This is a genomic window from Microbulbifer pacificus (genome assembly GCF_002959965.1).
Classification (GTDB): Bacteria; Pseudomonadota; Gammaproteobacteria; order Pseudomonadales; family Cellvibrionaceae; genus Microbulbifer; species Microbulbifer pacificus_A.
Map to the genome: position 1 here is coordinate 197,063 of NZ_PREV01000026.1, position 23,650 is coordinate 220,712.

Below are 23,650 nucleotides of genomic sequence, written 5' to 3' on the forward strand. Positions count from 1 at the left end.
CCACCACAATATATTGTGTTCGACGGCTATCGCACCAACTAGGCCAGACTTGTGCACAGCCCCGAGCGGGCTCCGGAATGGTGGATAAATGTTTGCCGGCAACCGCGCGGCGCCTCTTGTCCCCAACAACCCGGTCGCAGAGTGCCCCTGAGTTTCAGACGCAGTATCAAGCAGTACCCCACAAGAGTTACCCGAGCGGCGCCGAGGCCCCGCCATCACTGCTTGTGTCTGTGGAAATTGCATGACTGGCACTGGATGCCACGATAGCGCGCGCAACCGATAGAACGATTTTCCGGCCAAAAGCCGACTTATCCAGAAGATCAAAGTAAAACCAGGCAAGTCACACTCGACGCGCATACAAAACTACGGAGAAATTCATGCACACAGAGACAGGGCGCCCCCAGTCTGTGCCTAACGGCACTACCAAGGATTCGGTAACAGACCAGGCCAGCAGCACCACACTGGCTGCCACCGCCCCCGGTCAGATCCGCGTGATCAAGCGCAACGGCACTGTTGTCCCCTACGACGACAGCAAAATCTCCGTGGCCGTTACCAAAGCCTTCCTCGCCGTCGAAGGCGGCACCGCGGCCGCCTCCCGCCGCATCCGCGAGCGTGTCGCCGACCTGGTTGCCCAGATCAGCACCACCTTCAAGCGCCGCATGCCCTCCGGTGGCACCATCCACATCGAGGAAATCCAGGACCAGGTAGAACTGGAACTGATGCGTGCCGGCGAACACAAGATCGCCCGTGACTACGTGCTCTACCGCGAAGAGCACGCCCGCCTGCGCGCCGAGAAGGAAAAGCAGAAAACCACCGCCGCCGAGCCCGCGGAAGCCCACCCGAGCATCCGCGTGAAAATGGAAGACGGCTCCCTCGTCGCACTGGATATGGAGCGCCTGCGCACCATCGTGCGCGAAGCCTGTGAAGGCCTGACCGACGTCGACGGCGAGCTGATCCTGCGCGAAGCCCTGAAAAACCTGTACGACGGCGTTTCCGAAACCGACATCAACACCGCGCTGGTGATCACCGCGCGCACCCTGGTGGAGCAGGAGCCGAACTACACCTACGCCACCGCCTTCCTGCTGCTGGACAAGCTGCGCGCCGAAGCCCTGCGCTTCCTCGGCGTGGCCGAGTCCGCCACCCAGAAAGAAATGGAAGGCCTGTACAAGCCGGCGCTGGCCGCGTACGTGGAAAAAGGCATCCAGCTGGAACTGCTCGACCCGGCCCTGGCCAGCTTCGACCTGGACCGCCTGGGCGATGCCATCAAGCCCGAGTGCGATCACCAGTTCACCTACCTCGGCCTGCAGACCCTGTACGACCGCTACTTCCTGCACTCCGACGAAATCCGTTTCGAACTGCCGCAGATTTTCTTCATGCGCGTCGCCATGGGCCTCGCCATCAATGAAGAAGACCCGAACGCGCGCGCGATCGAGTTCTACAACCTGCTGAGCTCGTTCGACTACATGAGCTCCACCCCGACCCTGTTCAACGCCGGCACCCTGCGCCCGCAGCTGTCCTCCTGCTACCTGACCACCGTGCCGGACGACCTGCACGGCATCTACGGCGCCATCCAGGACAACGCCATGCTGTCCAAATGGGCCGGCGGCCTGGGTAACGACTGGACGCCTGTACGCAGTCTGGGTTCTTACATCAAAGGCACCAACGGCAAGTCCCAGGGTGTGGTGCCCTTCCTGAAAGTGGCCAACGACACCGCCGTGGCCGTTAACCAGGGTGGCAAGCGCAAGGGCGCCGTGTGTGCGTACCTGGAAACCTGGCACCTGGACATCGAGGAATTCCTCGAGCTGCGCAAGAACACCGGCGACGACCGCCGCCGTACCCACGACATGAACACCGCCAACTGGGTGCCGGACCTGTTCATGAAGCGTGTGTTCGAAGACAAGGAGTGGACCCTGTTCTCTCCGGCGGACTGCCCCGACCTGCACGACCTGTTCGGCGACAAGTTCGAAGCCCGCTACACCCACTACGAGCAACTGGTGGCCGAAGGCAAACTGAAGCTGCACAAGAAAGTGCGCGCGGTAGACCTGTGGCGCAAGATGCTAGGCATGCTGTTTGAAACCGGCCACCCCTGGATCACCTTCAAGGACGCGTGCAACCTGCGCAGCCCGCAGCAGCACGCCGGTGTGGTACACAGCTCCAACCTGTGCACCGAGATCACCCTGAACACCCGCGCGAACGACGAGATCGCCGTATGTAACCTGGGCTCCGTCAACCTGTCCCAGCACATCGGCGAAGACGGCAAACTGGACCAGGCAAAACTGGCCAGCACCGTGAAAACCGCCGTGCGCATGCTCGACAACGTGATCGACATTAACTACTACGCCGTGGAAACCGCGCGTCAGTCCAACATGCGCCACCGTCCGGTGGGCCTGGGCCTGATGGGCTTCCAGGACGCGCTGTACAAAGCCGGCATCTCCTACTCCAGCGATGAAGCCGTAACCTTCGCCGACACCACCATGGAAGCGATCAGCTACTACGCCATCGAAGCCTCCAGTGACCTGGCGGCGGAGCGCGGCACGTACAGCAGCTACGAAGGTTCCCTGTGGAGCCAGGGCATCCTGCCGATCGACTCCATCGAAATCCTGGCCAAGAACCGCGGCGAGCAGTTCATCGACCAGGACACCAGCTCCACCATGGCGTGGGATGTGGTGCGCGAGAAAGTCGCCAGCCAGGGCATGCGCAACTCCAATGTGATGGCCATCGCCCCGACCGCGACCATCGCCAACATTACCGGCGTATCCCAGTCCATCGAGCCCACGTACCAGAACCTGTACGTGAAATCGAACCTGTCCGGTGAATTCACCGTAGTGAACCCCTACCTGGTACACGACCTGAAAGCCCGCGGCCTGTGGGACAAGGTGATGGTCAATGACCTGAAGTACTACGAGGGCTCGGTGCAGAAGATCGACCGCATCCCGGAAGACCTGAAAGCCAAGTACGCCACCGCGTTTGAAGTGGAGCCGCGCTGGATCGTGGACGCCGCCAGCCGCCGCCAGAAGTGGATCGATCAGGCCCAGTCCCTGAACCTCTACATCGCCGGCGCCAACGGCAAGAAGCTGGACCTGACCTACCGCATGGCGTGGTACCGCGGCCTGAAAACCACCTACTACCTGCGCGCACTGGCCGCCACCACCACGGAAAAATCCACCGTGACCAGTGGCACCCTGAACGCGGTAAGTTCCGGTGGCGCACCCGCCGCCAGTGCCGCCCCGGCTCCCCAGGCCGAAGCCGCGCCCGCCCCGGCCGCCGTGCCCAAGGCCTGCTCCCTGGACGACCCGGACTGCGAAGCCTGCCAATAACTGATAGCAGGCGAACCGAGAGCCTCCAAGGCTCTCGGCATGAATCCAAAAGTCTCTCGGGGGAGAGCAACCGCAAGGCCCTGTTACGGAACATCCGGTAACCGGCGCCGAGCACCAAGACCATAAAGCGCCGCCCCGGCACCGGCCCCGATACTCCCACAGAGGAGTCCGGGTCCGGTCCGGGCGCAGGCTGCACAGAACACCATTCGGATTTTCCGCATACGGAAAGTTGCACAGAACAGAAAAGGGGAAGTCATGCTCAGCTGGGACGATTTCGAAGCTCCAAAATCCAAAGCAGGAGCCATCAGCTCAAAAACCACCGAACCGCAACCGGTGCCGGGCGCACTGCAATCCGAGCAGCAGGCAGTCACCGAACCCGGCGCTACCTATCAGGCAGGCAGCGCCAGCAGTGCCCCGGCACCGACCGCGGCCCAAGCCGAGTCCACCTCAAAGGCAGCGCCCTCTTCCGCGGTAGAAGCCGCGCGCGCCGCCATTGCCGACTTGGACCCGGCCCCGGGCCTCGAAGAACTGGAAATGGGCGCCGCCCGTATCCAGGTCGACGAAAAGCGCATCATCAACTGCCGCGCCGACCTCAACCAGCTGGTGCCGTTCAAGTACGACTGGGCCTGGCAGAAATACCTCGACGGCTGTGCCAACCACTGGATGCCGCAGGAAGTGAACATGAACAAAGACGTGTCCATGTGGAAAGACCCCAACGGTCTGACCGAGGACGAGCGTCGCATCGTGGAATACTCCCTGGGTTACTTCTCCACCGCCGACTCCCTGGTAGCCAACAACCTGGTGCTGGCCATCTACCGCCACATCACTAATCCAGAGTGCCGCCAGTACATCCTGCGCCAGTCGTTTGAAGAAGCCATCCACACCCACGCCTACCAGTACTGTGTAGAGTCACTGGGCATGGACGAAGGCGAAGTCTTCAACATGTACCGCGAAGTCCCGAGCGTCGCCAAGAAAGCCGCGTGGAGCCTCGCGCACACCGGTTCCATCAGCGACCCCAACTTCAAAACCGGCACCGTGGAAACCGACCAGGAACTGCTGCGCAACCTGATCGCGTTCTATGCGGTGACCGAAGGCATCTTCTTCTACTGTGGCTTCACCCAGATCCTGTCCATGGGCCGCCGCAACAAGATGACCGGCGTTGCCGAGCAGTTCCAATACATCCTGCGCGACGAGTCCATGCACCTCAACTTCGGCATCGACGTCATCAACCAGATCAAACTGGAAAACCCGCACCTGTGGACCGAACAGTTCAAACAGGAAGTGACCCAGATGATCCTGGAAGGTATGGAACTCGAAGTGGCCTACGCCCGCGACACCATGCCCCGCGGCGTACTCGGCATGAACGCGGCCATGATGGAGGAATACCTCCACTTCATCGCCAACCGCCGGCTGTCGCAGCTCGGCCTGAAAGAACAGTTCCCCGGCGCCCAGAACCCCTTCCCCTGGATGTCCGAAATCATGGACCTGCGCAAAGAGAAGAACTTCTTCGAAACGCGGGTTATCGAATACCAGACCGGCGGTGCGCTGCAGTGGTAAGACACTGAATATGCATCGACTGTAGAAAAGGATTTACTACAACGAAGAGTCGCTCACAGGAAGAGAGGTATTGAAGCGGGCGAAAGCCCGCTTTTTTTATGAAAGAGAAAAGTAAAAAACGCAAAGCTTCAGTGGATTCATGTGCAATCAAAGTAAATTGCACTCACCACTAATAGCCCACAACCCTAGGGCGGAGTAGGTACTACCGGAATAGTGCTTAAAGGCGAGGCCGAAGTATTCAAGTGCCTGGCCATAGGGCTTTGCTAAATAGTCCCCACAAATAAGGTGGACAAGGCTCCCTGTTTCCAGTGATCTGGCCATGGCTGCCACTTCACTTCCTATCAGTAGCCCTGATAGGTACGCCGCGCTTGCAGCGATCGGTTGCAGGCCCAAAACCCCACGACTTCTGGTATTGAAAAGCTGATGAATCAGCCCGGACTCCTCAGCACTGGCCGCTAAACCCGCATGAAATGCTTCGGCACAGTATTCCTGTTCCCCTTGAACCAACACGCTGTAGTCATTGAGTAGAGCGTAGAGTTCACCGGTGAAAGCTGTGCTGAAGCTACAGATTTCGCCACCTTCAATTTGGACCCACTTGCTGTGGGTTCCCGGCAGACAGAGGGTACTCCTCGCCTGCTCCACGGGGCTCGCCTGGGTCAGCCAGCCTATTACCTGGGTCTCTTCGCCCCGCATCACGTCAGCAGCGCCCGTATTGCTTATGCGCTTTACACCGGGAACACACCAGGCGTTCAGATCAGTGTCCGGGATTTTTACCAGATCCCGGGCAAGCGAAGCCTTTGACGCCGGACAATCGACATAGGGAGCTTCATACCAACCAATACCGGCCCCCACCATACCGCACAGCAGTATCGGGGAACTGGCCATATCAATTGCCTCCATTTGTGACTTTAAATAGGCTTCCATTTGCGGCTGTTTGAGGCTTTTAACCCCGTGATCGCTGCTAATTTGCGTAAGAATTTCACCGTTATCCCCGACACGCATTAGCCGAAAACTGCTGGTTCCCCAGTCACACACTAAACATTCACTCATAGGGGGCGCCCCGGTTCGCTATATGATTTATCTATTGGTTGATTGTTGACCATTGATGGATAATCAACCCTGCGCTGCCCACCTACCTAGCAGTTGGGGTATCAGAGACCAGCTGGACATGGGATTTAACCAGCTTAATTGTCGATTGTTAACAGTTTAATGGCGATTTTTCCTGTCGTCTGGGGTACTATCCGTAAATCGGGTCCTGTTGTAGATTTGTTACAAGACCCTCAGGTATCGGGCGCTTCCCTGGTATCAGCGGCTGCAGCGGTTCGCGGGCTATTCTCAGGTTGAGATTAATCCGTAGTAACGCACATAGGGTAGGCAGCCAAACGGACAGAACAGATAGAAAGTAAGACACGGTCGGAGAGGCAACTCCCCTTCCCCAGGATAAATGGTGAGCAGAATCCATCATGCGTGAAGCCACAAAGATCATTCCGGTACGCGAGCAGATCGCGGACCAATTACGCTCCGACATTATTTCCGGAGAACTCGCTCCCACAACCAAGCTGAACGAGCAGCAACTCGCCAACCGCTTTGGTGTATCCCGCGGCCCGGTGCGCGACGTACTGTTACAGCTCACCAAAGAAGGCCTGCTGGTTGCCAAGAACAATTGCGGGGTATCGGTAAACAGCGTGCTGGATCCGTCCATGCAGGAGCTGATGATCGACATTCGCCGCCGCATCGAGGTGTTCGCCATTTCCCAACTGAAAGGCAAGCTGACCGAGATGGACTTTGCCGAGTTAGAAGACATTCTTGTGCGCCTGCAGGACGCCTTCGATGCGCAGGAATTTAATGAGGTTACCAAAGCGGATATCGATTTCCACCGCTACCTGGTGCAGGCCGCCGGCGGCGATGAGCTGACCAATCTGTGGTACCCCATCGTGCTGCGGATGCGTATGAACTACAAACGCATCTCCAAGCCGACTGACTGTGTCGATGAGCACCGCGCAATTCTGGACGCACTTAGGGCCAACAAGATCAACGTGGCCACGACTGCACTGCGTGCGAACATCAAGTAATCCATATACTGGATTCTTTAAGCCCGGCCACGTGCCGGGCTTTTTTGTGCCTGAAACCTCGCAATAGACAGAAAAATCAACAGGTAAAAAAAAGCGGGGACATTAGTCCCCGCAAAGGTGTTCATCCTGATGAGATGAAAGGAAGAGTCCAGAGACTGCTCAAGCCTCTGAGAGATAAACCGTTTTCTTGTCCACGTACTGCTCGAGCCCATAGCGACCATCCTCGCCACCAATGCCCGACAGTTTCCAGCCATTGTGGAAGCCTTGGTGCTGCTCGCCGATACCACGGTTCACATACACCTCACCCACTTCCATCTCCGCAATGGACTTGTGGATATAGCGCAGGTTTTCGGTAAACAGGTAAGCGGAGAGACCGTACTCGCTATCGTTGGTGTAGGCGATCGCCTGATCGATACTGGAAATCTTCACGATTGGCAGAATCGGGCCGAAGGTTTCCTCGTGCACCAAGATGTTGTCCTGCTGAACATTGGCGAGCACGGTCGGCTCATACCAGTTGCCGCCTTCGAAGCCAGCAACTTCCGCGGGCTTGCCGCCGGTAAGCAACTCTGCCCCCTGGGCGATGCTTTGCTGGACCAGCTCGTGGATATGCTCGATTTCACGGGCATTCACTTTGGGCCCCATCTGCGAGGATTCATCCAGCGGGTTGCCCACTTTCAGCGCCTTCACCTTGGGCAGGAACTTGGCCATAAATTCGTCGTACACCTTCTCGTGTACGTACAGGCGCTCCGCACAGGTACACACCTGCCCGCAATTGGCATAACGGGTCCAAAGTGCGGCTTCCGCAGCCTTATCCAGGTCCGCATCTTCCATCACGATAAATGGCGCCTTGCCACCCAGCTCCAACATGACCGGAATCATGTGCTTGCCACTGGCCTGATGAATAATCTGGCCGGCGCGAGTGCTACCGGTCATGGTGATCATCGCGGTCAGCGGGCTTTCGCACAGGGCCTGGCCAACGATGGAGCCTTCGCCGTTGACGATATTCAGTACGCCCGCAGGAATGCCCACATCGTTGGCAATGCGTCCCAGCTCCATGGTGGTGAGCGGCGTTTCCTGAGTTGGCTTGATGACGATACTGTTGCCGGTAACCAGCGCCGGGCCGATCTTGCGCCCAGCTAGAGCCAGCGGGAAGTTCCACGCGGTAATCGCCACAACAACACCGCGAGGCACCTTGTGGATGTAGATTTTTTCGTCCGCGTTATCGGAAGGCAGAATATCGCCCTCCAGCGTCAGCGCGTTGTCACAGGCGTACTCAATAAACGTTGCGGTCGCATTGACTTCATCGCGGGCCACACCAATCAGCTTGCCCTGCTCCTTTACCAGCAGTTCTGCCAGGCCTTCGGTCTCCGCACGAATCGCGGCGGCAAACTTGCGCAACAGCGTCGCCCGATCACGGGCGGTGCGCTTTGCCCACGCCTTCTGTGCCTGCTTGGCATTGGCTAGCGCCGCTTGCGCATCTTCCGCACAGCCCTTCGGGATATTCCCCAGCACCTCACCGGTGCTCGGGTTCAGCACTTCAATAACGCCGTCGGCCTTGGAGGCAATGTATTCGCCGTTAACGAAGTTCACGTTGTTTTTAATTGCAATTGCCATGGGTTATCTCCCCATCCAGCCACCGTCCACCAGTAGGACGCTGCCGTTCATATAATTGGAAGCTTCGGAGGCCAGGAATACCACCGGGCCTTTAAAGTCTTCCGGCTCGCCCCAACGGCCCTGGGGAATACGCGCGAGAATGCTCGCCGCACGCTCGCTGTCTTCGCGCAGCGCCTGGGTGTTATCGGTCGCGATATAACCCGGTGCAATCGCGTTCACGTTCACACCTTTGGACGCCCACTCGTTGGACAGTGCCATAGTGATCTGACCGATCGCCCCTTTACTCGCGGCGTAACCCGGTACGGTAATTCCGCCCTGGAAGGTGAGCAGGGACGCAGTGAAGATAATCTTTCCGGAACCCCGTGCCACCATCACCTTACCGATTTCACGGCTCAGAATAAACTGGGCATTCAGATTGACTTCAATTACCTTGTCCCAGAGGTCATCCCCGTGTTCCGCCGCGGGTGCACGCAGAATCGTGCCAGCGTTGTTGACCAGGATATCGATCTGGGCGTGTTCACTTTTTACCTTGTCGATAAATCCGTAAAGGGAGCTGCGGTCGGAAAAATCACACTGATAAGGGAAAAATTGCTGACCTGCCGCGGATACTTCACGGCCTACGTCAGATTCATTCAGATCCAGATTGGCCGATACACCGATTACGTCGGCACCCGCTTCTGCCAGGGCCACCGCCATAGCTTTGCCAATACCGCGGTTACAACCGGTAACTAGGGCTTTCTTTCCGGCGAGGCTGAATTGTTGCAACATCGTTTTACTCTCTAAATTCTTTAATTGGCGATACGCGGCTCAGTCTTCCGCGCCGCAGGCGACCAGCGCTTTCATACCGGATGGGTTGCCATCCATGGAAGCGAAGGCGCTGCCGATATCGTTCAGCTGGGCCACCTTACTGATGAAAGGCACCAGATCGATCTTTCCGCTGGCGACCATGTCGATGGCCTGCTCGAAATCCTGCGCTTCATAGACGCGGGCACCAACCAGCTCCAATTCGCGCCAGAAGAACTTGAACAGATCCAGTTGCGGCTTCTGGGAGTGGATCGCCACCATACAGATGCGGCCACGTACGGCAGCTATCTCGGTCATGGCATCCACCGCCGGCTGCACACCGGAAACCTCAAACACCACATCGGCACCTTTACCGCGGGTCCAGTCTTCTACAGCCGCCTTCAAGTCCTGCTCAATCGGGCTCACCGCCAGAGCACCGGTTTTTTCCGCAAAGGCGCGGCGCTCTGGGCTCGGCTCGGAAATCATGACTTCGGCACCAATTCCGAGGGCAACCTGGGCCACCAGCTGACCGATTGGGCCGCCACCGAGAATCACGGCTTTCTCCCCAGCCTTTAGACGCGCGCGGGAGATATCGTGACAGGCCACTGCCAAGGGTTCGATCAATGCGCCCTGCTTCAGGGACACATTTTCCGGCAGCTTGTGCAGAGTGCGGGCCTTCACATTCCAGTAGCTTTGAAATGCCCCCATAGAATCGATGCCCATAAATTTCAGGTTGTGGCAGATATGGCTGTGGCCGTTATCGCAGGCCGGGCAATCGCCGCAGTAATCCAGCGGGCGCACCACGACACGCTCGCCCACGGTATAGCCTTTTACATTTTCACCAACTGCATCCACCACACCCGACATTTCGTGGCCTACAACCTGCGGCGGCTGCACACGCTGATCCATCACGCCGTGATAGATATGCATATCGGTGCCACAGATCCCCACGTAACCCACCTTCAGGCGCACCTCATCCGCTGCAGGCGCTTCACAGTGCCCCTCTACAACTTCAAAGGATTTGTTACCAACATACTGAGCAGCTTGAGCTTGCATGAACATCACCTATTAAGAGTGCTTGACCAGATGTGGTCGCAGCAGAGTTTCATCAAAGGTCACCCCGGTACCCGGCTCGTTGGAGGCAACGGCGCGGCCGTTTTCCAGCACGATCGGGCGGGTGGTGTATTGGTCGATAGGGAAGGAATGGACTTCCAGGTAGCCCGCATGGGGCTGGCTCGCCATCAGGGATACATGCAGCTCGTGCATACCGTGGCTGCACACTGGCAGGTTGTGTGCGTAGGCCAGCTCTGCCACTTTCAGCCAGCCGGTAATACCGCCGATATTGGAAGCATCCGGCTGCAGGAAGCCGAGTTTGGCCTGCGCGATGGCATAGGTGAACTCGTGTACCGTGTGCAGGTTTTCGCCCATGGCCAGTGGAATATTGATGGCATCGGCAATACGGCCATAACCCAGATAATCATCGGGAATGGTGGGCTCTTCGAACCAGGTAATATCGCAGTGATCAATGGCGCGGCCGAAGCGCACTGCCTGCTCGATGGTCATGGAGTAGTTGGCGTCCACCATAAAGGTGACATCGTCACCGATCAGCTTTCGCACCGCTTCCACACGCGCCACGTCTTCCCGGTAGTCTTCCTTACCCACCTTGATCTTCACGGCATTAAAGCCGCGGGCCAGGTAACTGGAAATGTTGTCCAGCAGTTTGGACTCGGAGAAATTCAGGTCGATACCGCCGGCATAACACTTGCTGGAATTGCCAGCACCGCCAGCCACCTTCCACAGGGGCAGGCCCAGGCGCTTGCAACGGAGATCCCACAGTGCGATATCCACTGCAGACAGCGCAAAGCTCAGCAGCCCACCGCGGCCCACATAATGCAGATGGGTTTGAATCCCCTCCCAGATGGCAAAGATATCCGACGCATCGCGGCCTTCCAGCAGCGGTTGGATATCGTCCTGTAACAGGGAGTAGATGGCGCGACCACCGCGGCCACCGGTGTAGGTGTAGCCAACGCCTTCCAGACCATCCTGACAGCGCACGCGGAACACCAGTACCTCAAAGTGGGTGTGGTCACCGTGGCGCGCATCGGTGAGCACTTCCGCCAGAGGAATCTGGTAATACTCAACCTTAGTGGCGGCGATGGTGCTCGAAGACAGCAGCTCTGTGGCCTGCTCTTGTACTTCCATCAACATGGAGGAACCCCAAAATCCGTGATTTTTTATTTGGGCCTATTAACACTGAATTCGATGGCCGCGTTGCCCCCCCAAAACGAGCCAGGCGCGGCTATCGAATTCAGTGTTAACAGGCCCTTTTTCAATACTTCTAATGATTAGACTTCAATCAATGGAACCATTGTATATTGTTAACAATTAACATCAATCATTTTTTTGCCCATAGCGGCGTGGATACAGCTCCCGGTTCAGAGCCTGAGCCGCGGCCACTAGCGGCCCATAGGGCTCATCCGCTACGGTGACAAAGCCGACGTTGTAGTTTTCCCCATCCCAGGCGCGGCCGGAGGCCGGTGAATCGATGTACTGGAACCACTGGGCACCCACAAACCAGGGGTTGTCGATGATGGTGTGCATATAGTCGCGGAACATTTCGCCGCGCTCTTGCTGGCTCTCTGCGGATACGAGGCCCGCGTGGAAACTGCCGGAATCCGTTGCCCCCATATGAAATTCACCAATAATGGAGGGCTTGTCGATTTCCGCGAGGAATTCCCAGTTATCTGCCGCCAGACCCTCGGTGTAAAGGTTGTAGCTCACCACATCTACATGGGCGGCAGCCCCGCGCACCACTTCTGGTGTCATTCCCCAATCCGCAAAGCGGGCGCCGAGAAACAGATGGTCAGGCATAACATCGGCCAGCTCGCGCTCTACCACGGAGAAGAATCGGGCAGAAAGGGATTCCAGCAGCAGAGAAAAGTCCTCCCGCAACTGCCCCTCTATTCTGGGTTCGCCGCCGGCCGCTTGAGGGAGCGAAAAGCCCGCGGCAAATGCTTCCCAGGAAGGAATAGACCGGGAAGGCATAGAAGAAAACCAGGCGCGGGACAGGCTCTCCACGCTCGGGTATTTCCTTTTCAGGATCTCGACAAACGCGGCCTTGGCGGGGCTCTCTGCTGCGTCACGCGTCAGGGTATGAATGATCAGACCGAAGTGACCGGCATCGGTTTTGGTGTTACCCCAGCTCAACTCGTTTTCGATATAAACGCCCATACACCAGGGATCGCCCTGCACTTCAGCAGCGACCTGCGCCACAGTACGCTTTACGGAATTGACAAACTCAGGGTCGAACGGATCATGCAGCGGCCCCCAGTAATCGTTGCCACTGCTGACGCGCTTGTGCTCGCCGCGAATCCAACCATTGGCCACATAAGCGACCTTACCGTTATCGTAAAGTGAAGGATCCGCCCAGTTACCCAGGGTGGTAAATCCCCAGTTCAGCTGGCGGTCGACGGTCACCTCACGCCAGCGCTGCAGATAATCCGGCCCGTATTTCCGCTGCAGATTTGCCCGATAAAAACTGTATCCCTGCCCTTTCTCTACCGGCCCCATATGCACCACTGGGCGATAAAAATAGTGGGCGGCGAGCGGGTCGCCTTTTTCCGGCAGCCACTGAAACAGGTCCCGACGCAGTTCTGACACAATCGTCTCACCCAGCCCTGTATCCGGATCCGCAAAATCCACACCGGTCATGGTGACGGTGTTGTCCATGCGCATATTGTCGACGCCAGTGGCGAAAAACAGGTAACCCTCCGGGTCAATCAGCGCCCACTGCCCGTCGATTTTTTGGGTACGGAAATAGCCGGTGGATTTATAGCGCGGACCCTCCGCCCAGCCGCCAAAACGGGAACGATCAGGAAAGATTGAAGACTCAGAAAACGCTTCCGCCTCGCGCTGCGCACTTGCACGAAGCTCGTCATCGCTGTGAATCTTTTCCGGGTAATCCTGAGGCGCGTACTGACCGTACTGATCGAAAATTTTCTGTAGCTTGTGCGGTTGGAATTCGCCGTTTTGTGCCAGAGCAATGTCCTCAAACACCAGAGTGCGGTCACTGAGGATACTTTTCATATTGAGCTCGATACGGCGAATATTCGCCAGATCCAGCGACTTGCTGCCCCACATCCAGGTCATTGCCGTCGCCGCGTTGTCGTAGAGTGCCGGCGCATCCCGCATACCGGTATCCAGGGCAAGCGCCGGACCATTCAGGTCGAAATAGTAAGTACCGGCGTCACCTGCGGGCACATTGAACGAGCGGGTACCGTAAGTCTCATCATCGTAAACCGTCACAAACAGCTGCGCCGAGTGGTCCCCGGGATTGGTTACTTTCAGGGACAGGCCGATATTCTCCCCGGCACCACGCCAGTCCCAACCAGAATCCGGGGCAAGGTCCAGTCGCGGCTCATAAATGTTTTTGGAGAAAACCGCGTGCAACGGGGAGATTCCGGTGTCCACCGGCAGTCGGGAAAGTGATACTCCGTGCCCTTCCACACCTGCGGGGATCCCGCGACCACCAGTCAATAAAGCCGGCGGGTATTCGTGCTCATTGCCCGGACCCGCAACTACTGCGCCGTTATCGCCTGGCTGACCACAGGCAGGCAGCAGCACAAGAGCCACAGAAAGCCACAGGATTCCGAAACGAAGTTGCTTCAACACACATTGAACGGAGGAAAAAAAGATCGACATTGAACTACCCGGAACCAAAAGATCGTTATTCTGTTTTATTAACAATATTTTGTTAACAATCTACAGTCATCTAGGCTCAATGTAAACGTTTCAATGTCCCTTGGGGGGCTTAAACCCTTGTTTTACCAATAAAAAAGCGCGGTGCCCTCTCGAACACCGCGCTTGTCGCCATCGCCCTGCTTTTGGCGCAGGTACGTTTGAACTACCTATCGATTCGAGCAGGCGTCGATGCCACCGAACTATCTACTGCGCTCGAAAAATCACTCGACAGACTTCACATCGCCAAAGCGGCGCTCGTACAGACCCTCGTGGACTTCCTTGGCCGCCTTGACCAGCTCCACGTAGGGAACATCCGCTACCGACACAAACCCGTTCGCGTAGTTTTCGCCGTCATAGGCGCGGCCAGTAATTGGGGAGTCCATGTACTGGAACATATGCACGCCCACAAACCAGGGGTTGTCGATAAACGAGTGCATATAGTTCTTGAACATACGGCCGCGGTCTTTCTGATCTGCTGAAATCACGATACCCGGATGGAAGTGCCCCTGATCATCGGAACCAAAGCTGAACTCACCAATCAGGCTCGGCTTGTCGATCTCCGCCAGGAACTCCCACTTTGACGGCACCAAACCCTCTTCGTAGAGGTTGTAGCTGATGATATCCACGTTCTTGCCTGCCGCCTTCACAATCTCCGGAGGCATACCCCAGCTTGGCAGACGGGAGCCCAGATACAGGTGATTCGGCATCACCGACTTCATCGCCTTGCGAATAGTGCCGAAGTACTGATTGCCGTATTCAAACAGCAGGGTCGCGTAATCTTCGCGCTGTGCGTCGGTAGTGAGACTCGAGTCCATACCCTTCTCAAAGGCTTCCCAGGATTTCACCTCTTTGCTCCAGGCCTTATTCAAGGCTTCAATGGTGCCGTACTTCTCTCGCAATACTTTAGTGAAGGCGCCTTTGGCTGGGGTGTCTGCTGCATCCCGTGTCAGCGTATTGATCACGATACCGTAGTGAAGTTCGTCACTCTCAAGACGACCAAAACTCTGCTCGTTGTCAAAAAAGACCCCCATACACCAGGGGCTGTTTTCGATCTGCTCGCTGACCGACTTTGCCGCCACTACCGAGCGCTGATAAAAACGGGGGTCGTAGGGATCAGGCACCGGATGCCAGAAATCGAAACCGCTACTGAGAGTACCGAACTCCCCAATGATGTCCGCAAAAGCGACAAACGGAATCCGTTCCTGCTGATAAAAGGGTTCCGCGGCCCAATTGCCCAACGAAGTAAACCCCCAGTCCAGCATGCGGTCGACAGTGACCTTTTGCCAGGTATCCAGGTAGGACTCCGGATACGTCTCGCCATAGCGGCGCTCCAGGTTGGCGCTGTAGAAACTAAACGTCTCACCGTGCTTGAGCGGCCCCGACTGTGTTTCACGCCGGTAGCCGTAGTGATTCCCCAATTCATCATTATAGCCGGGCAGCCAGTTGAACATTTTCGCGCGGGTTTCCGAGATCAACTCGCGGGTCGCCCAGGCTTTCTCGTCGACACGGTTCAGGGGCTGATCGTCTTCCGCAATCACCTCATCGGCGCTGCGCTTCGGGATCAATTTCTGGTCGTAATCGTAACCGGTGATGGTGGAAGAATTGGACAGGCGGATGATGTCGATACCGGTGGAGAAATACAGATATCCCTCCGGGTCGACGATAGCCCACTTACCGTTGACTTTCTCGGTGCGGAAATAGCCGGTGGCTTGCAATTGGGGGCCACTCTTCCAACCACTGAATTTTGAGCGATCGGCGTTGGGTTTGCCGGACAAGCTCGCCAGCTCTTCCTCAACCACTTTTTTCAGCTCTTCGTCGGAGTGGATCTTGCCTTCGTAATCCACCTTGGCGTTCTGACCATATTTGTCCAGCAGCCCGGTAAGGAAGTTTTCATCCATCGGAGGATTGGCCCGCAGACGCAGATTGTCAATGGTGTACTGGCGATCGCTCAGGCTGCCATCGGTACCGAAGGAGATCTGGGTGATCCCAGAGAGATCTAATAATTTTTTGCCCCAGAAGGAGTGCAGCATAATGTCGTCCGACTGCCAGGTGGGCGGATTGGAACGCAGGCCGGAAGCAAAATTGAACTCGTTCTGTGCCGCCGCCTTTGGGTCTTCCTGATCGTGTCCGTGCAGCTTGGCGTAGTAAGTCCGCGCGGTACCATCCGCCGGCACTACCAGCCCGCGAGTATAAAAGTCGCCGTTTTTATCCGCCATGGTGACATCAATCTGCACCGATTCGGCACCGTGATTGGCCACATCGAATGCCAGGTTGAAATCGGAGAACTCGCTCCAGTCCCAGGCTTCCGCAGGCTGGATTACAAGGCCGGCATTATTGTTGTCGGCCAGTTTCAACTTCACTTGTAGCGCTTTGCCACCAGCGCCGTCATCTACCAGGTTGGCGGTGCCATTGTTAACCTGGACAGACGCGGGAATACCGCCCTGATCGAAGCCTTCCAGCAAAAGGTCCTGAGCCAGCAGATTGGAATCGGACGTGGCTGTCACATTGGCCGCAGTCTCGCCACCTTTCTGCTCGCCAGAGCAGGCCGTCAGACTACCCAGAGTGGCCGCAGTGATCGCGAGGCTCAGTGCTGAGCGCATTAGGGGTTTGGAAAATCGCTTGGTGTCCATCGTAGTACTCGTTTTAATTATTGGTTGCCTGACGCAAATACTTGAAAGAATTTATTACCAGTTGGTGTAGCTGCCGTCTGGCTTGTACAGCCGCGGGGCTTCCCAGAATTTGAACGACTGCTCGGCAATCATTTCCTCATTCACATCAATGCCGATGCCCGGCGCATCGCCCACCGGATACACCCGATTCACTTCTTTCGGGCGGTTGATGAAATATTTATCGTGATCGGATTTGTTGCTGTCGTAGGGGGCAATCTCACACCACGAAAGATTCGGCACCGCCGCACACATCTGAATGGTGGCGGCGGTACATACCGGGCCCAAAGGGTCGTGAGGCATAATGTCGATGTAATGGCTTTCCGCCATGGCAGCTACTTTCATCGCCTCAGTCAGTCCACCCACGTTGCACACGTCGATGCGGGCAAAGTTGGTGAGATCGTTCTCGATATGGGGCAAAAAGTCCCACTTGCTGGCGAACTCTTCGCCGATGGCAAAGGGTACATTCACCATCTTGCGCAAGCCCTGGTACGCGGTAACCGACTGATCGCGGATGGGTTCTTCGAGAAAATCGAGCACGCCCTCCCCCAGCTTCTGGCAGAAACTCGCGGTTTCGGCAACGGAGAGGCGGTGGTGGTAGTCGATACCCAGCACCAACTCTTCCCCCAGTTCCTGACGGATTTCCTTCAGGCTACCGGCTGCGGCGGCGATGGATTTACGCACATCAAACGTGGTGGGTTCGGTAGGCGAACCGTGTTCGCCGGTGGTTGCACGGATCACTTCCCAGCCCTGCTCGCGCAGCGCGCGGAAGTCGTCCAGCAGCGCCTGCCCCATGGGTTTGGTGGAGGTAACGAACAGCGGAATCTCGTTGCGCTGCTTGCCGCCAAGCAATTGATAGGTCGGCACGTTCAGCGCCTTGCCCGCGATATCCCACAGGGCGATGTCGATGGCGGAAATGGCTGCGGTGAGCACCCGACCACCTTCGAAATACTGGCTGCGGTACATCTCTTGCCACAGGGCACCAATGTTCCTTGCATCACGGCCAATCAGAAACTCACGGAAATGTTTTACCGCACCGGCAACCGCCAGCTCGCGACTGGAAAGACCAGACTCGCCCCAGCCATAGATTCCCTCGTCGGTTTCCACCTTCACCAGACACAGATTGCGGTGTCCAACCCAGGCGGGGTAAACCTTGATATCGCTAATCTTCATGCTCGCACTCCGCTCATTTCAGATCGTCGGTGGGACAGAGGCTGGCACTGAGGCCGTGGTCTGCGGTGATATTGGAGCCGGTCATGGCGCCGGAACAGGGCGACAGTAGGAAGGCGGCGATATGGCCAACCTCCTCAACCGTGTTGTATTTGTTGTCCGCGTGCATCTGGTCAAAAGACGCTGCCAGAGCCGGGTTTTCATCGGCGACTTTTGCCACCGCCTCGGTCCTGGTCAGGCCCGGGCACAGGCTGTTTACGCGGATCCCTTTTTTGCCCAGGCTCCAGGCCATGGCACGGGTCATGGCGACAATCGCACCCTTGGTGGCAGCATACATTTCGTAGCCGGCCACGCTGGCACCGGCGTGATTGGAGGCGATATTTACAATGGCGGCCCCCGCCGGCATACGGCGCGCCGCCGCCTGGCACAACAGGAATACCGAGCGCTGGTTTACTTCCCAGAGGCAATCCAGCTTGTCCAGATCGAAATCGAGAAAGTCCCCCTCGATAGTGACACCGGCGTTATTCACCAGACCATCGATGCGCCCGAACTTTTCGAAAACCTCATCGATAAACGGCGCAATGGCGGAAGCGTCCCCCACATTCAGCGGAAAATAAGCGCTCTCAAAACCGCGATCGCGCAGGGTTTCCACCCGGTTATTCGCATCATTGATATCCGCCAGTACCACCTTGGCACCCGCCTCGGCACACACCTGTGCGATACCCCAACCGATGCCCGCAGCGGCACCGGTGACGATAACAACCTTCTGATCCAGCAAGGCTTTAGACATGAAGACTTCTCACTTTCTTGAACGGTCCACCAGTGCGCGCGCTCAGGCACGCACCATGGTCGCTTCGATTTCTTCGATGGATTTGTTTTTGGTTTCCGGCAGCAGGCGGAACAGCAGTGCAAGGCTCACGCTGATACAGGCGGCGTAGAACAGGAAGATTTCCGTCGCGCCCATATTGTTCAGCTGCCAGGGGAAAAACTGCTGCACGAAGTAACTGACGGTACTCACAACCAGTGCAAAGAATGGAATCGCCACACCGCGAACATGAGTGGGGAAAATTTCCGAAAAGAGCACCCACATCACCGGCCCGATGGACAGGTTAAACGCGGCGATAAAACACATGATGCCCATCAACACCAATTTGGCGTTGATCTGAATTGCGTTCTGGATCAGCGCGCCCTCGTTGGCCCGCGCCGTCGCTTCGCCGAGCGCCTGATACATAGCCTGCTTGAAGGCCACATCACTCTCAAAAGCAGTACCCACCAGGGCCTGCAACCCGGACACATCAATATTCGTATCCGCCAGCGCCTGCAGAGAAGCCGCGGTCAACTCATAGCTGGCCTGACTGAACGCCCAGCTGCACAGAAACAGGCTGACACCACCCCAGGCCAGGCCGAACAGCACCAGCGGGCGGCGCCCAAGACGATCAATCAGCAGCAGCGCCAGAATCGTGAACATCACGCTCACCACACCGACGATCACCGCCTGCATAAAGGCAGCATTAGTGCCGATACCCACCTGCTCAAACACAGTGGGTGCGTAGAACATGATGGCGTTGATACCGGTAATCGGCTGGGCGATGGCGATCACCAGGCCAACCCAGAAGGCGGTGCGCAGACGCGGTTTGAAAATCTCCGCCACCTGCTGGCGGAAGCTGCCGGCGGGTGCGGCCGCAGCGCTCTCCTGGATTTCCTGAATCTGCGGTTCGATATGACCGGCGGGGATCAACTTGCCCATCATTACGCGGGCCTCATCCAGGCGCCCTTTTAGCACCAGCCAGCGCGGGCTCTCGGGAATGGCCAGCAACATCAACAGCCAGATCAGCGCCGGAATTACTTCCACTCCGAGCATCCAGCGCCAGGTGTACTGATCGATCCCAAGCGCGCCCACCCAGGCGGCGTCCGCGTTGGACGCCTGCAGAATCAGGTAGTTGGCGAAGTACGCCGCCGACAACCCCACTACGGTGGTGATCTGATTCATGGAGACCAGCTTACCGCGCATATTGGCCGGGGCGATCTCGCCGATATACATGGAAGCGAGAGACAGGGAAGTAAACGCAAGGCCACCGAGGAAGCGTGCTGCCACCAACATTTCAAAATTGGGGGCGAGCACCGAGCCAATGGCAGAAAGAAGATAAAGAGCGGCGATAATCAGCAGCGCCGATTTACGGCCCCAGGCGTCACATATGCGCCCGGTGACCATCAACGCAAAAATCACCCCGAAACCGGGCGCACTGACCACGGTCCCGACCTGCAAGTCGGACAGGGTAAATTCGGCAGTAATAAAGCGTACAGTGCCGGAGATCAGCGCCGCATCCAGTCCAAAGATGAAACCGCCAAATGCCACGATCGCGGCAAATTTGAAGGCGGTCAATTGGAATCCTCTCATCGGATAACCCTCTTTATTGTTATGGGTACTCCGACCGCTGATACCTGTCACCCTCTTCAGGGCGTTAGCGTCAAGTATCTTCTGGTTGCACGGTCGGCCACCACGTGATGTTGGCCCATCATACAACCCCAACTCCTTTTTGTTAACAATTAACTATATACAAATATTCCTAGCTCCCTTTATACTGCATCCATCTTGTCCCGTCATCGGGAATAGACCAGAAAGTAGAAGCCAGTAAGAAGAATCACAGGAAAGCACGATGCTGAGCCAGCAGTTTCACCAGGCCCTGGAAGCCTGCCCCCTGATTGCCATTATCCGCGGCGTTACCCCGGATGAGATCGATATGGTTGCCAACACCCTGCTGGAAGCCGGTGTGCGCGCTATCGAGATCCCACTGAACTCACCGGTTGAGCCCCTTAAGAGCATCGAGCGGCTGGCCCAGATCATGGGCGACTGTGGCGAAACCACCATCTGTGGCGCCGGCACCGTACTCACATCGGAACAGGTGCAGAGTGTACAAAATGCAGGCGGAAAGATCATTGTTTCGCCAAACTGCGACCCCGAAATCATTCGGGCCACTATCGACCGGGATCTGATCTCTGTTCCAGGCTGCCTCACCCCGACCGAAGCCTTCAGCGCACTAAAGGCCGGTGCCCGGGTGTTGAAAATGTTCCCGGTGGCGGACTTCCCGGCCCAGTACCTGGAATCCCTGGGTGCGGTGGTCCCGAAAGATATCCTCACCCTGGCGGTGGGCGGCATCACCGATGCCAATATGGAAGAGTACTGGAAAGCCGGTGCCCGCGGATTCGGCCTCGGCTCCAATATTTACGCCGCCGGCGACAATGCCAGCCAGATCGCGGACAAAGCGCGGATCATGGTGGACGCGGCCAACCGCGCTAAAGCACTGGGCACCTGAACGATTCCTCTCTTACACCGGAGACTCTCCCTGTGATGGAATCCGGTGCACCTTGTCAGTTGCGATTGACTCTTCGTGACCTTTGTTCGTGCCGCAACACGAACATTTCTCTCGCTTCAACGCCCCTTTTCAGGGGCGTTTTTTTAACTCTTGTATTTATTTACTCACCGCCCCGATCAGAGACCAAGCGACACACTGATACGCGCTGCAGATTCCCGCACTGCCCGCACCAGTTCTTCCCGCTCCAGCTTTTTACCTACTACCGACGTCAGGCTGGATACCGCCAGTGCGGCAATGGTCGCCCCATCCGGCTGCCCCACCAATGCAGCGCAATCGGTCACGCCATCGGTCAATTCACTCGTACGCAGCTCAAACCCCTGATCGCGCACCGACAGCAAAGACCGCTCCACCTCCGCAGCGCCATCCATATCGGGCCCTCTTTTCTGGAGCTCTTTGCCGACAAGGCCCGCGCGGTGCCCGGCCTCGCAGTTAGCCAGCAGCACGCGTCCGGAAACGGTCTGCAGCAACGGGAAAAGCGTACCCTCATTGAACGACAGGGAAACCGGCCCGGGGCTCTGTACCTGCAACACCACCATCAGCTGCCCCTGGTGGATCACACTCAGGTGACAGGATTGGCCGAGACGCGCCGCCAGCGCCTCCATCTCCGGCTGCGCCGCAAAGCGCAATTGCGATACTGGCGACAGGGTACGGGTCAGCTCCAGCAGCTTGAGAGACACCCTGTATTTGCCAGACACCTCATCCCGCAGCAGATAACCCCGAGACTCCAGGCCAACCAGCACCCGGAAGATCTCACTATTGGTGCGCCCGATACCTTGGGCAATATCCGACTGGGACAGCGGCAGCGATTCCGCGGCGAGAAATTCCAGTATCTCCAGCGCCTTGTCCAGCGCGGGCACCGCGTATTTATTCGCACCATTGCCATTCTTCTGGCTGCCGGCCTTTTCGCTCACTTTCTCGGGCACCGCTTCCCCCTGACCCATCCATTTTATCGGTTTGTGATGCCTGCGCATTTAAGCACAGGTTGACACCACCAAAAAACGATTTTTATACTTGAACAACAATTTCAAATATAAAAATTCAATCCTGATGAGCCGCCAACCTGCGGGTGCCCCCAATCACGGACCAGCACCCGCGCCTCGCACAGCGAGACACTCTAGAGAGAATCGAGAGAAAACTATGAGCAGCTCCGACTTCGACCAACAGAAGCAAGGCACCCCGAAGCAGCAGACGGCGGAACCCATCGTCCTGCGCGGCATGACCTGGAACCACACCCGTGGCTTTACCCCCATGGTGGCGGCGGCCCAGCGCTTTGAAGAACTGAACCCCAATGTCACTATCCAGTGGGACAAGCGTTCACTGCAGGCCTTTGCCGATCACCCCATCGACGACCTCGCCAGCCGCTACGACCTGCTGGTGATCGACCATCCCTGGACCGGTTTTGCCGCACGGGAAAAGGTCATCCTGCCCCTGGACGAACACCTGCCCGCCGCCTTCCTCAAGGACCAGGCAGACAACGCCGTAGGGCACTCCCACACTTCCTATCACTACGATGGACAACAGTGGGCTTTGGCACTGGACGCGGCCACCCCCGTAGCGTCATTGCGCGCGGACCTGCTGCAAGAAAATGGGTTGGAAGAACCCCAAACCTGGGAAGACCTGATGGCACTGGCGGAAAAAGGTCTGGTGGCGGTGCCCAGTATTCCCCAGGACACCCTGATGAACTTCTACATGTTGTGCTCCGCCATGGGAGAAGATCCCTGTGTGGGCGAAGAAGAAGTGGTGAGCAAAGCGGTAGGGATCGAAGCATTGGGCATGCTGAAGGCGCTGTCCGACAACCTGGATCGCCGCTGTTTCGACTGGAACCCGATCAAGGTGTACGAGGCCATGACCCGCAGCGACGACTTTGCCTACTGCCCCTTCGCTTACGGGTATGCCAATTACGCGCAACCCGGCTATGCCCGCAAACTGCTGGAATTCCGCGATACCGTGACTGCGGGCCCCAAAGGCGAACACCTGAAAACCACCCTGGGCGGCACCGGCCTCGCCATCTCCGCGCACACCAAGCACGCGGAAGTGGCCGCACAATTTGTGGAGTTTGCCGGTAACCCGGAACTGCAGGCCTCTTTCTATATCCAGTACGGTGGACAGCCGGGGCACCGCAAAGCCTGGACCAGTGAGTCAGCCAATCATCTGACCAACAACTACTTCACCAACACCCTGCCCACGCTGGACCGCGCCTTCCTGCGTCCACGCTACCATGGGCATATGTTTTTCCAGGACAACTCCGGCGCGCCCATTCGCAACTACCTGATGCACGGTGGCGACGCCAATACGCTACTGACACATCTCAATGAGCTGTACGTAAAGTCCCGCCAAAACTGACAACCACTGAAACC

General features: G+C 57.3%; 16 protein-coding genes. 5 read left to right on the forward strand and 11 right to left on the reverse strand.

Going from position 1 to position 23,650, the window contains the following annotated elements; genetic code table 11:
• Positions 1-377 precede the first annotated feature (377 nt).
• Together C3938_RS01480 and C3938_RS01485 are read left to right on the forward strand one after the other, a co-directional pair.
• The gene (locus tag C3938_RS01480) at positions 378-3,317 is read left to right on the forward strand and encodes a ribonucleoside-diphosphate reductase subunit alpha (RefSeq protein WP_105101510.1); all 2,940 of its coding nucleotides are present in this window, start codon (positions 378-380) and stop codon (positions 3,315-3,317) included.
• 255 nt (positions 3,318-3,572) lie between these two features.
• Positions 3,573-4,874, forward strand: a complete 1,302-nt coding sequence (locus C3938_RS01485; RefSeq protein WP_105101511.1) for a ribonucleotide-diphosphate reductase subunit beta — start codon at positions 3,573-3,575, stop codon at positions 4,872-4,874.
• 147 nt (positions 4,875-5,021) lie between these two features.
• Here the strand turns inward: C3938_RS01485 and C3938_RS01490 are convergent, their stop codons facing one another.
• Entirely contained in the window at positions 5,022-5,924 is a 903-nt protein-coding gene (locus C3938_RS01490) for a 2-dehydro-3-deoxygalactonokinase (RefSeq protein ID WP_105101512.1), read from the reverse strand.
• Positions 5,925-6,337: 413 nt separating this feature from the next.
• Here C3938_RS01490 and C3938_RS01495 point away from each other — a divergent pair, with 413 nt between their 5' ends.
• Positions 6,338-6,946 (forward strand): GntR family transcriptional regulator, encoded by a 609-nt coding sequence (locus tag C3938_RS01495; protein ID WP_105101513.1) that lies wholly within the window; start codon positions 6,338-6,340, stop codon positions 6,944-6,946.
• Positions 6,947-7,105: 159 nt separating this feature from the next.
• On the opposite strand, the gene aldA is transcribed toward C3938_RS01495, so the two are convergent.
• From aldA to C3938_RS01540, 9 genes are all read right to left on the reverse strand, one after another.
• Entirely contained in the window at positions 7,106-8,560 is a 1,455-nt protein-coding gene (aldA, locus tag C3938_RS01500) for an aldehyde dehydrogenase (RefSeq protein ID WP_199775462.1), read from the reverse strand.
• A 3-nt stretch (positions 8,561-8,563) separates the two neighbouring features.
• Entirely contained in the window at positions 8,564-9,328 is a 765-nt protein-coding gene (locus C3938_RS01505) for an SDR family oxidoreductase (RefSeq protein ID WP_105101514.1), read from the reverse strand.
• A gap of 39 nt (positions 9,329-9,367) precedes the next feature.
• A complete protein-coding gene (locus tag C3938_RS01510) occupies positions 9,368-10,399 on the reverse strand; it encodes a zinc-dependent alcohol dehydrogenase (RefSeq protein WP_199775463.1) in 1,032 nt (343 codons plus the stop codon).
• A gap of 12 nt (positions 10,400-10,411) precedes the next feature.
• On the reverse strand, positions 10,412-11,551 hold the full coding sequence (locus tag C3938_RS01515) for a mandelate racemase/muconate lactonizing enzyme family protein (protein ID WP_233998582.1): 1,140 nt from the start codon (positions 11,549-11,551) through the stop codon (positions 10,412-10,414).
• Between the two features lie 183 nt (positions 11,552-11,734).
• On the reverse strand, positions 11,735-14,044 hold the full coding sequence (locus C3938_RS01520; RefSeq protein WP_158681515.1) for an agarase: 2,310 nt from the start codon (positions 14,042-14,044) through the stop codon (positions 11,735-11,737).
• Positions 14,045-14,304: 260 nt separating this feature from the next.
• Positions 14,305-16,713, reverse strand: coding sequence for a beta-galactosidase (locus C3938_RS01525; RefSeq protein WP_105101517.1), 2,409 nt, complete (start codon positions 16,711-16,713; stop codon positions 14,305-14,307).
• A 54-nt stretch (positions 16,714-16,767) separates the two neighbouring features.
• Positions 16,768-17,922 (reverse strand): mandelate racemase/muconate lactonizing enzyme family protein, encoded by a 1,155-nt coding sequence (locus C3938_RS01530; RefSeq protein WP_105101518.1) that lies wholly within the window; start codon positions 17,920-17,922, stop codon positions 16,768-16,770.
• 13 nt (positions 17,923-17,935) lie between these two features.
• The gene (locus C3938_RS01535) at positions 17,936-18,709 is read right to left on the reverse strand and encodes an SDR family NAD(P)-dependent oxidoreductase (RefSeq protein WP_105101519.1); all 774 of its coding nucleotides are present in this window, start codon (positions 18,707-18,709) and stop codon (positions 17,936-17,938) included.
• 42 nt (positions 18,710-18,751) lie between these two features.
• Entirely contained in the window at positions 18,752-20,302 is a 1,551-nt protein-coding gene (locus tag C3938_RS01540) for an MFS transporter (RefSeq protein ID WP_233998584.1), read from the reverse strand.
• Between the two features lie 274 nt (positions 20,303-20,576).
• Between C3938_RS01540 and C3938_RS01545 the strand changes: the two genes are divergently transcribed.
• Positions 20,577-21,233: a 2-dehydro-3-deoxy-6-phosphogalactonate aldolase gene (locus C3938_RS01545; RefSeq protein WP_105101521.1), complete on the forward strand. Its 657-nt coding sequence runs from the start codon at positions 20,577-20,579 to the stop codon at positions 21,231-21,233.
• Between the two features lie 176 nt (positions 21,234-21,409).
• Here C3938_RS01545 and C3938_RS01550 read toward each other — a convergent pair whose 3' ends face one another.
• A complete protein-coding gene (locus tag C3938_RS01550; protein ID WP_199775464.1) occupies positions 21,410-22,216 on the reverse strand; it encodes an IclR family transcriptional regulator in 807 nt (268 codons plus the stop codon).
• A gap of 214 nt (positions 22,217-22,430) precedes the next feature.
• Here C3938_RS01550 and C3938_RS01555 point away from each other — a divergent pair, with 214 nt between their 5' ends.
• Positions 22,431-23,636, forward strand: coding sequence for an ABC transporter substrate-binding protein (locus C3938_RS01555; RefSeq protein WP_233998585.1), 1,206 nt, complete (start codon positions 22,431-22,433; stop codon positions 23,634-23,636).
• The last annotated feature ends 14 nt before the right edge of the window (positions 23,637-23,650 follow it).